Source organism: Arcticibacter pallidicorallinus (assembly GCF_003002875.1).
GTDB lineage: Bacteria > Bacteroidota > Bacteroidia > Sphingobacteriales > Sphingobacteriaceae > Arcticibacter > Arcticibacter pallidicorallinus.
This window is the reverse complement of record NZ_PVTH01000004.1, coordinates 429,993-445,288: the sequence shown is the minus strand read 5'-3', so window position 1 is coordinate 445,288 and position 15,296 is coordinate 429,993. Positions and strand designations below refer to the sequence as shown.

The 15,296-nt window shown below is 43.6% G+C and carries 11 protein-coding genes; 7 read left to right on the top strand and 4 right to left on the bottom strand.

The window, feature by feature from the left end; all coding sequences use genetic code 11:
- Positions 1-268 precede the first annotated feature (268 nt).
- The 3 genes from B0I27_RS09070 to lpdA form a co-directional block, all read right to left on the bottom strand.
- On the bottom strand, positions 269-1,129 hold the full coding sequence (locus tag B0I27_RS09070; RefSeq protein WP_106292909.1) for a sigma-70 family RNA polymerase sigma factor: 861 nt from the start codon (positions 1,127-1,129) through the stop codon (positions 269-271).
- Positions 1,130-1,267: 138 nt separating this feature from the next.
- On the bottom strand, positions 1,268-2,107 hold the full coding sequence (locus B0I27_RS09065) for an MBL fold metallo-hydrolase (protein WP_106292908.1): 840 nt from the start codon (positions 2,105-2,107) through the stop codon (positions 1,268-1,270).
- An 80-nt stretch (positions 2,108-2,187) separates the two neighbouring features.
- Positions 2,188-3,576, bottom strand: a complete 1,389-nt coding sequence (lpdA, locus tag B0I27_RS09060) for a dihydrolipoyl dehydrogenase (RefSeq protein ID WP_106292907.1) — start codon at positions 3,574-3,576, stop codon at positions 2,188-2,190.
- Between the two features lie 327 nt (positions 3,577-3,903).
- Between lpdA and B0I27_RS09055 the strand changes: the two genes are divergently transcribed.
- Together B0I27_RS09055 and B0I27_RS09050 are read left to right on the top strand one after the other, a co-directional pair.
- The gene (locus B0I27_RS09055) at positions 3,904-7,023 is read left to right on the top strand and encodes a TonB-dependent receptor (RefSeq protein WP_106292906.1); all 3,120 of its coding nucleotides are present in this window, start codon (positions 3,904-3,906) and stop codon (positions 7,021-7,023) included.
- 127 nt (positions 7,024-7,150) lie between these two features.
- Positions 7,151-7,534 carry a hypothetical protein gene (locus B0I27_RS09050; RefSeq protein ID WP_106292905.1) on the top strand — a complete coding sequence of 128 codons (384 nt, stop codon included), beginning with the start codon at positions 7,151-7,153 and terminating at the stop codon, positions 7,532-7,534.
- On the opposite strand, the gene B0I27_RS09045 is transcribed toward B0I27_RS09050, so the two are convergent.
- On the bottom strand, positions 7,531-8,652 hold the full coding sequence (locus tag B0I27_RS09045; RefSeq protein ID WP_106292904.1) for an acyltransferase family protein: 1,122 nt from the start codon (positions 8,650-8,652) through the stop codon (positions 7,531-7,533). The genes B0I27_RS09050 and B0I27_RS09045 overlap by 4 nt on opposite strands.
- A 183-nt stretch (positions 8,653-8,835) precedes the next feature.
- Between B0I27_RS09045 and B0I27_RS09040 the strand changes: the two genes are divergently transcribed.
- The 5 genes from B0I27_RS09040 to B0I27_RS09020 all read left to right on the top strand — a co-directional run bounded on the left by B0I27_RS09040 (position 8,836) and on the right by B0I27_RS09020 (position 15,172).
- Positions 8,836-9,807, top strand: a complete 972-nt coding sequence (locus tag B0I27_RS09040) for a serine hydrolase (RefSeq protein ID WP_106292903.1) — start codon at positions 8,836-8,838, stop codon at positions 9,805-9,807.
- Between the two features lie 21 nt (positions 9,808-9,828).
- Positions 9,829-11,646 carry a serine hydrolase domain-containing protein gene (locus B0I27_RS09035; RefSeq protein WP_106292902.1) on the top strand — a complete coding sequence of 606 codons (1,818 nt, stop codon included), beginning with the start codon at positions 9,829-9,831 and terminating at the stop codon, positions 11,644-11,646.
- Between the two features lie 112 nt (positions 11,647-11,758).
- A complete protein-coding gene (locus B0I27_RS09030) occupies positions 11,759-12,982 on the top strand; it encodes an NlpC/P60 family protein (RefSeq protein WP_106292901.1) in 1,224 nt (407 codons plus the stop codon).
- A 59-nt stretch (positions 12,983-13,041) separates the two neighbouring features.
- Positions 13,042-14,118, top strand: a complete 1,077-nt coding sequence (locus B0I27_RS09025) for a dipeptide epimerase (protein ID WP_245925470.1) — start codon at positions 13,042-13,044, stop codon at positions 14,116-14,118.
- A gap of 196 nt (positions 14,119-14,314) precedes the next feature.
- Entirely contained in the window at positions 14,315-15,172 is an 858-nt protein-coding gene (locus B0I27_RS09020; protein WP_106292899.1) for a phosphodiester glycosidase family protein, read from the top strand.
- Positions 15,173-15,296 lie beyond the last annotated feature (124 nt).

Below are 15,296 nucleotides of genomic sequence, written 5' to 3'. Positions count from 1 at the left end.
TTTGATTAGTTATTTGCAAGAATGTGCATGTGTTTTGCACTTATTATGCGTGAGGAGTAAGTTTCATAGGCAATTCTTACTGTTTTTTCTCCTAATTGTGCCGGTTTGCTTCTGCGGTTTCGTTTTTTGGATGACGCCTGTTTTTGTGCACTTAAGTGCAGGCGCACTCTTCGAAGAAGGACTATAATTGGTTTCTTATATTAAGTTATGAAAAAGTTCTGATACTAAAAAAGGCCGCCCGAAGGCAGCCTTTTATATCTTAATGCTTCTATCCTAAATAGGACTTGAGAATTTTACTTCGGGATGTATGCCTTAAGCGTTGCAGGGCTTTGTCTTTAATCTGACGCACGCGCTCACGGGTTAAGTTAAACTGCTCCCCGATTTCTTCAAGAGACAGCGGTTGATTATTCGTTATTCCGAAGAACAGGGAGACGATTTCTCTCTCTCTGTCTGTCAGGGTTTGGAGCGAACGTTTTATTTCTTCAGCCAGAGACTCATTAATTAAAATACTGTCGGTGTTTGGATCTGAATTCTCCAGCACATCGAGAAGCGTGTTTTCCTCTCCCTGAACGAAAGGAGCGTCCATGGACACATGCCTGCCTGAATTGCTTAGCGTGTCAGAGATCTTGTCTACTGTGGTCTCCAGCGTATCTGCGAGTTCTTCGGGAGAAGGCTCCCGCTCATACTCCTGCTCTAGCTTGGAAAATGCTTTGCTGATTTTGCTTAAAGAACCGACCTGATTAAGCGGCAGTCTGACGATGCGGGACTGCTCAGCGATGGCTTGTAGGATAGATTGACGGATCCACCATACAGCATAAGAAATGAATTTGAAGCCTTTGGTTTCGTCGAAGCGTTTTGCTGCCTTTATCAGACCCAGATTGCCTTCATTGATCAGGTCGCCGAGGGTGAGCCCTTGATTTTGATACTGCTTCGCTACGGAGACCACGAAGCGCAAATTGGTTTTAGTTAGCCTTTCCAGTGCGGCTCTGTCGCCTTCCCGGATTTTCTGAGCAAGAATAACTTCTTCTTCTGCTGTGATAAGATCTACTTTGCCAATCTCGTGGAGATACTTGTCAAGTGATTGTGACTCACGGTTGGTTATGGACTGAGAAATTTTAAGTTGCCTCATTTATAGTACGCTACCCCTTTCTGATCGTTAATTCCAATTAGTGCAATAACAACATTTAAGATAAAAAAGTTGTTAAATATTCTTAATAAAATTATTAATTCAAAATCAAATAGCAACATGAAAATGCGCTAATTGGGGTTAAATCGCAGATATAGGAAAGGTTTCCCTGACACGGATACCTTTTTCGGTGCTTTGTAAAGTGCAGCATTCGATGTCTGCATCATGTCCGAAGAATAGAATATATTCATTATCAAGTGCTTCGGTTAAAAATACTGCTTTCTCTTTCATGGTTAGTAAAGGACTGACGTCATATCCGGGAACGTAGGGAACCGGAATGTGTGCTGCTGTTGGAATCAGATCTGCTATATAGACGACTGTTCTGTTCTTGTATTGCAAGGCTGGGATCATCATCGACTCGGTGTGACCGGAGCTTATACGCGTAGAAACGCTCTTTGGAAGCTGATCCTGAGAGTCAGAATTCAGGAAATGCAAGACCTTATGCTCTTGTAGAGGGAGGAGGTTCTCCTTCAGAAAAGATGACCTTTCGCGATCATTGGGATTCATTGCCCAGTCCCATTGAGACTGGTTGGTCCAGTATTTAGCATTAGAGAACGCAGGAAGATATTCGCCGCTGATGATTTTTACGGCACCACCCGCATGATCAAGGTGAAGGTGGGTGAGGTAGACATCGGTGATGTCGTCTCTTGAAAATCCATGAGCAGCTAATGATTTGTCGGTAGAATCATCCCCATGCAGATAATAGTGACGCATCAGCTTCTGATCCTGCTTGTCTCCGATACCTGTGTCTACCAGGATTAGCCGTCCTTCATCCTCAATAAGCAGAGAGCGCATAGCCAGTCTGACGAGGTTGTTTTCATCTGCGGGGACTATCTTGCTCCATATCGTTTTCGGGACGACCCCGAACATGGCACCCCCGTCCAGTTTAAAATATCCGTTTACAATAGCATATAAGTTCATGGTTTCTCAGCGTAAAAATTCAGGTCTAAAAAAAAGACCTGCTCGCAGGCAGGTCTTCTGATATGTTAAAAAAAGTGTAGTTACAAATGGATCACTTCTCCGTAGGCGTCAGCCGCAGCTTCCATGATCGCTTCGCTCATGGTAGGGTGAGGGTGTACCGTTTTCACGATATCCATACCTGTAGTTTCCAGTTTGCGGGCAACCACCACTTCGGCGATCATTTCGGTTACGTTAGCACCAATCAGGTGAGCACCAAGGAACTCTCCATATTTCGCGTCGAAGATCACCTTAACGAAACCATCCTTTGTTCCGGCTGCACTTGCTTTACCAGATGCAGAGAACGGGAACTTACCTACTTTAACTTCAAATCCTGCTTCTTTCGCTGCCTTTTCTGTGTATCCTACAGAAGCTACTTCAGGAGAGCAGTAAGTACATCCAGGAATGTTGTTATAGTTCAAAGGTTCCGGATGATGTCCGGCGATCTTCTCCACGCAGATGATACCTTCCGCAGACGCTACGTGAGCGAGTGCCTGACCTTTAACGATATCACCGATAGCGTAAACACCTTCAATGTTCGTTTTGTAAAAGTCGTCTACCAGTACGCGGCCTTTTTCTGTTTTTACGCCGGTTTCTTCGAGACCGATGTTTTCGATATTTGGCGTGATACCTACAGCTGAAAGGACGATATCCGCTTCAAGTGTTTCGGTGCCCTTAGCCGTTTTGACCTGCGCTTTGCAACCAGCTCCTGAAGTATCTACAGATTCTACATTAGCACTTGTCAGGATATTAATACCCGCTTTCTTTAAGCTGCGCTCCAGTTGCTTTGAAATTTCTTCGTCTTCTACAGGGACGATTCTGTCCATGAATTCCACAACGGTTACTTTCGTGCCCATTGCGTTATAGAAGTAAGCGAATTCAATACCTATTGCACCAGAACCCACAACGATCAAGCTTTTAGGTTGCTCAGGCAAATTCATCGCCTGGCGGTATCCAATAATCTTTTTGCCGTCCTGCTTCAGGTTAGGGAGTTCGCGAGAGCGGGCCCCTGTTGCCAGGATGGTATGTTTAGCAGTATATTCTTTGGCTGAACCGTCAGCAGCTTTAACTTCAACTTTGCCGCCTTTTTTGATTTTTGCGGTTCCCATGATCACGTCGATCTTGTTCTTCTTCATGAGAAACTGAATGCCTTTACTCATGCCGTCTGCAACGCCTCTGCTGCGTTTAACTACAGCACCAAAGTCAGCTTCTCCGCCTTGAACCTTGATTCCGTAATCAGAAGCGTGATTGATGTATTCGAATACCTGTGCACTTTTCAGAAGGGCCTTTGTTGGAATACATCCCCAGTTAAGGCATATACCGCCCAACGATTCGCGCTCAATAATGGCTGTTTTAAGTCCAAGTTGTGAAGCTCGAATTGCAGCAACATAACCGCCGGGTCCGCTTCCGATAACTATCAAGTCGTAATTCATGAATTTCTTATATAAAATGTTAAAACGGTCAAATTTACAAATTGTATGTGGTTTTTAGAAACGAATTAAATAAGGGTGCTGGGAGGGGGTATGGGTTTGAAAAGAAGCTCCTGTGAGATCATGCGTGAAGAATGTGTAATCGACGAGTATTAGATTCAAATTTGAAATGATTTGTAGCAAACAAGCCTGTTTGATAGAAAAAATATAAGGAAAACGGAAAAATCATGTAATTCTTAACATTAAATTCATGTAGAGTTCTCCAAAAATCTAAAAATCGTAATTATCTTTGCGGCAATAATTCACAGAATTAAGAATTAATTAAAATTTATGAAGAAGTTTTTACTTTTTACGCTTGTTGCATTGCTTGGATTTGCCTCAGTGAAGGCCCAGGTTACGACAAGTAGTTTAACCGGAACCGTAAAAGACGCGAAAGGGGAGCCCCTTATCGGTGCCACCGTCAAAGCTGTTCACGGGCCAACAGGAACGCAATATGGAGCTTCTACTAACTCAGAAGGACGAGTTAGCATTTCCAATATGCGAATCGGAGGTCCTTACACGATCAGAATCAGTTTCCTTGGCTTGAACTCGGAATCGCTGTCGAATGCTTATCTTAAATTAGGTGAGCCTTTTTCTTTCGATGTTACTTTGAAAGGTGAAGGGAGTGAACTTCAGGAAGTTGTTGTAACGGGTAAGGTTGATCCACTATTAAATAGCAGACGTACCGGAGCCTCAACCACGATCAGCAAGGATCAACTTGAATCTCTTCCATCTGTTGGCAGATCGTTAAGCGATTTTACTCGTTTAACTCCACAGTCAAGCGGCAGCGGTTACGGTTTTGGTGGTGCTAGCTATAAGTACACCAATATTACTGTTGATGGAGCGACAAATACGAATTTATTTGGACTCAGCGGCCCCGCTCCAGGTGCAAAGGCGGGTGCGCAGCCGATTTCTCTGGATGCCATACAGGAGGTTCAGGTAGTCTTGGCACCTTACGATGTGGTTTACGGAAACTTTACAGGAGCGGGTGTAAATGCGGTGACTCGTTCAGGAACCAACCAGGTTGAAGGATCAGCCTATTTCTTTGTAAGGAACCAGGATCTTGAAGGAAAGAATCCGGTGACAAACAAGCGATATGATAATTTCCATCAGTATCAGTATGGAGTGCGCGTAGGTGGACCGCTTATCGAAAACAAGTTGTTTTACTTCGTCAATGCTGAGCAAACCAAGCAAGATAATCCATCTACATACAATGTCGGTGATGCAGGAGCTGCAATCAGCAGAACTACAGCAGACAGGATTGCGAGCATTGCGAATGGTTATGGTTACAATGTGGGTTCTTACACAGGAGCAAATCCGCAGAGCACAAATAGCGACAAATTATTCGCCAGGTTAGACTGGAATATTAATGATAAACATCAGTTGATGGTTCGTCACAACTATATCAGCGGATATACTGATAAGTTAACGCGAAGTGCTACTGAATTTCATTTCTCTAACAACGGTCAATCTCAAAAGAGTACGCAGAATATTACTGCTATAGAATTAAGAAGTGCTTTCTCTTCAGGCTGGTCGAATAACCTGATCCTTGGACATACATCGATTAAGGATAAAGCGCAGACCAAAGGGGAATTGTTTCCAATGGTTACGATCAATAATATTGACGGTATTTCAGGAAACAGAGCGGTTATTGGTTCTCAAAACAATAACGTAGCTAATGAGCTTGATCAAACTATATTCGAGGTTACCAATAACGTGAAATTCTTGTCAGGTAATCACTCATTTACTTTTGGTACGCACAATGAGTTCTATAAGTTCAGAAACTTGTTCATGAGTAACCTGTATGGTAACTGGACCTTTAATAATATTGATGATTTTGAGGCAGGAAGAGCGCTAAGTATGTCTTCCAACTACTCATTGCTTCCTGGTGGTGAATTACCACAGGCTAAATTCGGTGCAGGACAGCTAGCCTTCTATGCGCAGGATGAGTATACTTTTTCTGATAGATTGAAAGTTACAGGTGGGCTTCGTGTTGACATCCCATTGATCTTCGATACGCCGGCAGCTAATGCAGATGTTGAAGCTGCTTTTCCAGGTCAGCGTACCGACAGAAAAGCGAAGTCATCTCTGATGTTTTCACCCAGAGTTGGATTCAACTATGCTGCAAACGCAGAGCGTTCATTGCAGTTCAGAGGAGGTTTCGGGATATTCACAGGTAGAGTTCCTTTTGTTTGGGTAGGAAACCAGTTTACCAATGCAGGAACGACACAGGGAAGCATTTCCGCAGCTAATCCGGATAGGTTCATTGCAGATCCTTATAATCAGTCTGCTGTCACTATCAATGGCCAGCCTCAGGCAGGTAAAGTATCTTCACGTGCAACAATTAACCTTATCGATGAGGATTTCAAATTCTCTCAGGTGATGCGTGTGAATCTTGCTTCTGACTTTAGATTACCGGGTGAAATCACCGCAACGTTAGAAGGTATTTACTCCAAGACGCTTAATAATATCCTGTTCCAGGACTTAAATATTGAGCAAAATGGAACGCTTAATCCTGCTTTGACAGGTGGTGCCGATAACCGTCCAGTATACAAAGCTCAGGTAAATAGCAAATTTACTAACGTGATGTATTTAACCAACACGGATAAGGGGTACACCTACTCGTTGACAGCACAGCTTCAAAAGGCTTTTGCAATGGGACTGAATGCTAATTTTGGTTATACATACGGACAGGCAAGAGATGTTACCAGCGGTACAGGAGATGTTGCTTTCTCAACATGGAGGTTCAACCAGATTTCCGGTGACCCTAACAATCCGGGACTGGCTATTTCAAGCTATGAGATCCGTCACCGTTTAGTTGGGGGATTAAACTACCGTGTGAATTATGGTAAAGATAATCTGTATGGAACCACCTTCTCGTTATTCTATTCAGGATTCTCAGGAACGCCATTCACATACCTTTATGGAAACGACCTGAACGGCGATACGAACAACCAGTCAGGAAATGACCTGATTTTCGTTCCTGCTAATGCAAGTCAGATCAAGTTTAGCGGAGATGCCGCTGCGCAGGCTGCACAGTGGGAAGCTCTTGAAGCGTTCATTAATGGTGATAGCTATTTAAGAACCAGAAAAGGCGACTATGCAGAGCGTAACGGTGCAAGAACTCCATGGAGCCACAACTTCGATCTTAGAATCTTACAGGATGTGGGCACTGCCTTCGGCTCGACCAAAAACAGATTGCAGATTTCCGCAGATATTTCTAATGTTGGAAATCTATTGAAGAAAACGTGGGGACGCCAATATTTTGTGAGCAATCAGGCTTCTTCTCTGATCTCATACAATAACGGAGCTTACTCCTTCAGAGCACCTACTACTGGTAAAGCATATCAGGTAGACGCGATTTCGTCTACTTGGCAAATGCAGCTGGGAGTACGGTATTTGTTTAACTAAGTAATCCTTACAAAAAAAGAAGCTGTCTCGTGTAAACGGGGCAGCTTCTTTTTTTTTATGACATGCGTAATTGTAAATATGCTGTGTGCACGCTAAACAAATGTCGAAGGAATGCTGTATTGATTAAATGTCTTTAACAACACAGATCGTCTGGCTTTTTATTCTGGCAATACCTATCGCGTGCGTTGCCTGGACAGTTACTCATGAGGAAGTATTTCGCGAGCCGCGTGAATATTGTGTGCAATGCAGTCAAAAGGGAAGAACTTTGCTTCAGAGGAAGTTTTTCTATCTTTTCACCTGCGAGTATTGCTTTAGTCACTATATCACCATCTTTTTTTTAATCCTGACGGACTTTAAGCTCTTAATGGACGACTGGAGAGGTTATATTATAGCAGGATTTGCATTGGTTTGGGTAGCCAACCAGTACATGAGTCTGTATGGATATTTGCGTATTGATCTTAAAAAAGAAAAGCTCCTTACCAAGAAGGAGGAGCAGGAACTGGAGGGTTAAACCTTTATAATCCAGTTTTTTTTATACATCGGCCATAATAGCAACAGAAATAAAAGAACAAAGGTTAGGGCCCACGCAAGGGATGCAAGGTCTGCCGGTAGCCAGGATGTAAAGAATGTCTTGTATAACCAGGTATGCAAATTTACTTCTTCCCCATTTCTGCTGAGTTTTATCATTCCCATTGTCTTTGCTATGACTGCCGACAAAAAGAATACAGTAATAGCATTTACGCCGTACGCTACGAAGATCTTGCACCATCTGCTATGACCTTGTACGTCAATTACCCAATAAAAGAGAGCGAGCCCCATGGAGGCAAGGCCGCCACAATAAAGAACATAGGAGCTTGTCCATAAAGACTTGTTGATGGGGAAGAAGAGCCCCCAGGTCATTCCAAGAATCCAGGCTATAAATCCAAAGCTAAAGAGCCAGGCAGTCCTTTCGGCAGCTGACTTCTCTTTGTTTTTTAGAATGCCGCCTATCAGCATCCCAAATAAACCGGTCGCTACAGCAGGCATGGTACTTAATATGCCTTCCGGATCCCAAGTTTTGGATGATTTCCAGGTGTGGTTTTCGGTGAGGATTAATCGGTCCGCCCATGCCGCCAGATTGGTTTCCTTTTCAAGATTAGGAGCGCCGAATCCAGGTACCGGAACAAAGGTCATTAGTATCCAATATACGACCAGGATACTTGTCATGATAATAAACTGAGTTTTGGGTTTGGTCTTTATAAATATGGCAGCACATATAAAATACACCACTCCAATGCGTTGTAAAACACCCATGATCCTTACAGTTTCGAAGTTGAATTTCGGGTACAATGCGAGAAGCAAGCCAAGCAAGAATAATATGCATCCTCTTTTTGCGGCCTTTATGAGAAGTTGATTATGATTGCCGGGGTCTGTTTTCTTGGTTTGAAGCGCAAACACAATTGCTACGCCAACGATGAAAAGGAAGAATGGAAATACCAGATCGGTAGGAGTGCAGCCGTGCCATTCAGCGTGTTTCAAAGGCGGGTAGATCTTAGCCCAGCTTCCGGGGTTGTTGACGAGGATCATCGCTGCCACTGTAAGGCCTCGGAAGGCATCCAGAGATAGAAGTCGGTTATTGGGAAGAGCCATGTGACGAAATGGGTTTAGTGTAAATATATGCGTTATGATGCGTTTTTCAACAAACGGTACGCAATTATTTGCAATTGCCGTTTCGTCGGCTTATCTTCATTTTGGTAATCCGCAATAACTGTCTTCCAATACCAATGGGGGGAGAGGAATCCATTGAATCACCACTTACAAGCTTAAACCACGATGAGATATACGTTTACGATCATTTTATTTCTTATTTCCGCCAAAATAAGCCTGTGTCAGGAAGCGACCGGAGAATCCTCTGTGAATGTCAATGATTTGATGAGGAATGTCTTTAAGCGTAAGGCGATTTCTTCCAAGCAATTGAAAACCAGTATTCAGTCTGAATTTGCAGTGTATCCTGAGGCAGCCTTCGCTGTCTCATACCGGGACATAGATACGGGTGATAAGTTTAATATCAATGAACGTGAGAGTTTTCATGCTGCGAGTACCATGAAAACTGCCGTGTTAGCAGAAGTGTACAAGCAGGCCCATGATGGCAAATTTTCACTCGACGACTCGATACTCGTCCAGAACTCCTTTAAGAGCATCGTCGATGGGAGTAGTTTTGCTGTTGATTCTGCAGATGACAGCGAGAAGGAACTTTATAACTTGATCGGATCTCATGTTTCCATTCGTGATATCCTGATCCGGATGGTTACCAGAAGCAGCAATCTTGCCACAAACATCATTATTGAGAAGATTGGCGCAGAAAATGTCAACCATACGATGCGTAGTTTGGGAGCGAAGGATCTTCGGGTGTTACGTGGAGTTGAAGACATCAAAGCTTTTGAACAGGGCTTAAACAATACTACTACAGCTAATGACCTGGCGGTTATTCTGGAAAAGATCGCAAGGAATGAATTGATCAATGCGCAAGCCTCTGAGGAGATGATTGATATTTTGATGAATCAGTATGACAAGAATATTATCGGAGGAAAGCTGCCTCTTGATGTGAAGGTGGCTAGTAAAAGCGGGGCCATCACTTCGATATGTCATGATTCGGGAATAGTCTTTTTGCCGGACGGCAGGCGCTATGTAGTGGTGCTGTTATCAAGAGGAATAGATAACCACAAGGCGGCTTCGCAGCTGCTTTCGAATGTGTCAAAGCACATTTATGAATATAATAAGAGCAAACATAAATTTCCCAGGTAGACACATCAACAGATAAATAATATGGGCTTACGCAATTTAATTCTTTTCAAAGTGCTTGTACTCTGCAGCCTGATTACTTCAGGTGTTTATTCGCAGCAGCAGCATAAGCTTAATCAACGCTGGATTAAGGAAAGGAGAGGCGTTGAAAAGACCACCGTGTTGCTTAATAATGAACAAGGGACCATTCCCCTTAAGGACCTTGCTGGAAATCGTATAGTCAGTGTGGGTTTTGATTCCCGGCTTTCACCGGTATTTGATCGGGTTCTAAATTTTCATGCCCGGGTAGCCAGTGTCGGGGGAAAAGAATATCTGGATAAGTCGGGCCGAATGGAAGATTTGAGTTATGATCTGAAGTTCTATAATACGGTGATTTTACAGGTTTCGGCTGATCAGTTGAGGGACAGTCAGGTTCTCGACTTTATCAGGGATAATCAGAAGAGCAAGACGATTATCGTCGCAGCTTTTGGTGATAGAAAGGTTCTGGCCAGATTAAATGATCTCCAGGTGCCGGTTATATGGTCATCAGGCTATTCTGCAGAGTCAGTTGATTATGTAGCACAGGCCATTTTTGGAGGTTTGCCGCTGCTTGCAAAGCTTCCAATTGACGTCTCGGAAAGGTACAGGAAGGGCGCGGGATTTCAGACTGAAGTAACGCGTCTTACGTATACAGTTCCCGAGGAGCTTGGTATAAAAGCCGAGGATCTTCAAAAGCCTGTTGATGAGATCATTGCCGAGGCTATCGCACAGCGTGCGACCCCGAGCGCTGTTTTGATGGTGATTAAAGACGGTAAGGTGATCATGAATCAGGCTTTCGGATCTCATACATATGAGGGTACGCAGCCGACAAAAACAACCGACATATACGATCTGGCGTCTGTCACCAAGATAACGGCTACTACTGCCGCAGTTATGAGACTGTTCGAGGAGAAAAAGCTTAATTTGGATACGCCTGTCAGCGCCTACATACCAAAGGCATGGAGTACCAACAAACGAAATATTCCCGTTCGTCAGGTTATGCTTCATGAAGCTGGTTTTATACCTTTTATTCCGTTTTTCAAAGATATAAAGCCTGAGGATTTTCGCAGGGATTCTTCTGCAGCTTATCCGATTGCAGCTTCTCAGAACTACTATTTCCGCAAAGATTTTTTTAAAAATGTCATGTGGCCGCTAATGCTGAATTCTGCATTGCGTGATACGGGCAAATACGTGTACTCTGATTTGAGTATGTATTTTATGAAGGAGATTGTGGAAGGTATATCTGCTGAGCATATGGAAGACTACGTTCAGCAGAACTTCTATAAGCCCCTGGGAATGCAGCGAGCCGGGTACCATCCGCTTTACCGCTTTCCCAAGGAGCAGATCGTTCCTACCGAAGTAGACACACTCTTTAGAAATACATTATTGCAGGGGTATGTGCACGATCCAGGGGCATCTATGGTGGGAGGTGTATCGGGACATGCCGGTCTGTTTGGCTCCGCATATGATCTGGCTATCTTTTATCAGATGCTTCTAAACGGTGGTACTTATGGCGGAGTTCGGTATTTTAAACCAGAGACTGTTGAAATGTTCAGTTCCAAGCAGTCGCGAACAAGCCGCCGTGGACTGGGTTTTGACAGGAGTGATGCAAAGACCGAATATCCTTCCAAACTTGCTTCGGCAAACACGTTCGGACATACAGGATATACGGGTATAAGGCTGTGGGTAGACAAGGATGTTAATCTGATCTATATTCTCTTAACCAACAGAGTTCATCCGGTTACCTCCAATAAACTAAATGACCTGAATATCAGCTCAAGGCTCATGGATACGATATATAATGTTATTTCCGAAGTGAAGTAGGAAGTCTTTTCAGGGGATGCGTTTTTGTGCAATGTATTCTAGTAAAGTTGCAAGAACTATGCTGTGTATGATACTAAATCGCTATATTTAGGTAATATCCATCGACCTGTAAATGAAAATCTCCATTATCATCTTTCTGTGCTTCTTTAGTACGACTTTTTTATCAAAAGCCGAAGAAAAAGATTCGCTATTGCTTAATCGGTACGGGAACCTTCTGAATGAAATACGTAAGGAATTCGCGCCGGATAAGCGTACTGACCTTTTCAATCTTACACTTGTTGATGGAGCGCTGGAAGTCGAAACAACAAGAGAGGACGCTCTTGTTAAGTTCAGGTCTGTGATCAAGGAACAAAACGTCGGGGGGGCTGTGGTGGTAGAGAAACTACTTCCGGGGAAAGACTTGGGTGAAAAAGTGTTTGGAATAGTGCGCTTATCTGTTTCTAATCACAGACAAAATCCCGCACACTCTTCTGAAATGGTAACACAAAGCTTGCTTGGAACGCCGGTACAGTTGTTGAAAAAGGAAAGAGGTTATTACCTTGTAAGGACGCCTGACCGCTATATTTCGTGGTTAAGTGCCGACGAGCTAAGTCTCCTTACCACTAGTGAAATGCAACAGTGGAAAAAGGCAGACCGCGTCGTTTTTATTCCCGAATACGGTCACTCTTTTGCCGAAGCATCGGGTCAGTCTCTCCCGGTGTCTGATCTGGTAAGCGGAAACATTCTGGAGGTTATTGGTAAACATAGAAAATTTAGCAAAGTGAAATATCCCGATGGCCGTGTCGCATGGATTTCAAATAAAGAATTGATGCCGTTGGACAAGTGGCTGTCGAGACCCGTGCCTGGCGGTGAAGATGTGTTAAAAACGGCCTATAAATTTCTTGGCGTCCCCTATCTATGGGGCGGAACGTCGACTAAGGGAATGGATTGTAGTGGATTTACCAAAACCTGCTATTTTCTAAACGGAATACAATTGTCTCGTGACGCGTCGCAGCAAGCTCTTTACGGCGAAAATATCGACATTTTTGATAAAGATAGTTTGAGCTTGGAGAAGTGTCTGGCAAATTTACAGGCCGGCGATCTCCTTTTTTTCGCGGCAGGACGGGCGGAAAATAAGAATGCCCGCGTTACTCATACTGCGATATATATTGGAGAAGGTGAGTTTATTCATGCAGCCGGACTTGTCAGGATAAACAGCATAAAGAAGGACGCTTCCAATTATGCAGATTTTCAGAGCAGGACCATTGTAGGAGCGCGGCGGATCCTAAAATCGGTAAGTACGCCAGGTATCAGGTGGATAGGTCGGGATGAACTTTACAGAACAGCATCACATTAATATATATGCATAGCAGAAGAAATTTTATCAAAACAACAGGTTTGCTAACAGGAGCGACTATGATAACAGGATCATCCGACTTACTTGCTAAGGCATCATCTGAATGGGCTGGCAAGGGCAAAATGCAGTTGAGTTATAAAGCCTATACACTCAACCTTCGTCATGCTTTCAATCTGGCGACAAGTTCACGGACGACTACTCCTGTAGTGCTTACGCAGTTGACCTATAACGGTATCACCGGATATGGGGAAGCTTCGATGCCGCCCTATCTTGGCGAATCGCATGAAACCGTGCTGAAGTTTCTATCGAAAGTTGACCTTTCGGCATTTGAGGATCCCTTTCAAATGGAAAAGATCCTGGACTACGTGGATCGGCTTGAAGAAGGAAACAAAGCGGCGAAAGCATCGGTCGACATTGCCTTGCATGATCTTGTGGGTAAAATGATCAAACAGCCCTGGTACAAGATATGGGGATATGATGCCGCGGACACACCTAATACTTCTTTTACCATCGGAATAGACACGCCCGAGGTGGTGCGAAAGAAGGTAAAAGAAGCCGATCCGTACAAGATTCTGAAAGTGAAGCTTGGGAGAGATACCGACAAGCAAATGATAGAAACAATTCGTGAAATGACCGACAAGCCTCTGTGTGTAGATATTAATCAGGGCTGGACAGACAGGCAGATGGCACTGGATATGGCTCACTGGCTTAAGGAGAAAGGGATCGTGTTCCTGGAACAGCCGATGCCCAAGGAGAGGATTGATGATAATGCATGGCTTACAGAAAACAGTCCGCTTCCAACTATTGGAGATGAGGCAGTTCAGCGACTGGACGACGTGCTTAAAGCATATAAAGTCTACAGCGGTATCAATATCAAATTAATGAAGTGTACAGGAATGCGCGAAGCACATAAGATGCTGACTTTGGGTCGGGCGTTGGATATGAAGATCATGATCGGTTGTATGACTGAGACTTCCTGCGCTATCTCTGCTGCCGCACAATTATCTCCGATGACTGACTGGGCCGATTTGGATGGCGCGCTTTTGATCAGCAATGATGTTTTCAAGGGTACGACGGTGATTGATGGTAAAGTGACTTTGAGTTCCGCGCCCGGTATAGGCGTCGAGAAAGTGTAGCATATAAAGACTTTTAGATAGAAGGGGGAGTTATGCCGTTTTCTAAGTCTGTGTTTATTCTTTTTCAAGCGATGTGGTCCGTTTAGGTGCATAGTTATGCGTTTTTTTGATTTTTTTATGCAAATTCTTGCATGTTTAAAGGATTACATTTATCTTCATACTGTTGGCAAGCCACACTAACCGGTTATCTGAAATTATGAAGGTCATCTTGCGTATAGCATTTGCTTTAATAGGAACCAGTTCTTTCGCACAGAGCGACTCTATTGCTGTAGCCGATGCGGATTGGCTGACAACGAAAATTTCCAAAGGCGTTGTTTTAAAGCAAGCGTCTTTTAATCAGAATCTTTTTGCATCCAACCAATATATCAGCATACTCGAAATTAAACAGAAACGACGATATGCTGTTGATCTAGCCCATGACGATTCTGTGCTAAGAACGACAAGTAATTTCGGAGAAGCGCATAAAGCTATAGCCGCTGTTAACGGCACATTCTTTAACATGGCTAAAGGAGGATCTGTGGACTACCTTCGGTCAGACGGATCAGTGATCAATTATAATATGCTGAACAAGGACGGTTCTCGAGCCCTGCACCAGAAAGCTGCTATCGCTATAAAAAGGGGTAAGCTGTCGCTATTGCAATGGGATGGCACCGCTGAGTGGGAGAAATCTATCGAAGGTGAGGATGTTATGGTTAGCGGTCCATTGCTGTTACGGGACCGGTCTTTTGTTTCCCTTGATTCGTTAACTTTTAATACTGCACGTCACCCAAGGTCGCTTATCGCTAAGGGTAGAAGAAATAAAGTATTTTTCATAGTGATTGATGGTAGAAGGGAGCTTGCGGCCGGAATGTCTCTTTTTGAAGCGAGAAATGTATTGAAATGGTTGAAACTTACTGATGGTATAAATTTAGATGGAGGAGGGTCTTCGACCCTTTGGATATCGGGTCAGGATTTCGATGGAGTCGTTAGTTATCCTTCAGATAATAAGAAGTGGGACCATGAAGGGCAAAGAAAGGTCGCCAATGTGATTTTGTTAAAAAAGAATAGACGATAAATGGTTGTCTGTGCAGAAGTGTTTTTTTGAAATTTAACGATCGTTAAATGCTGTATTTGGGGAGTTGACGTTATTTCAGGTTTCTTTTTGCAGGATTTAGCGTTAATTTAAAAAATTTCAATTG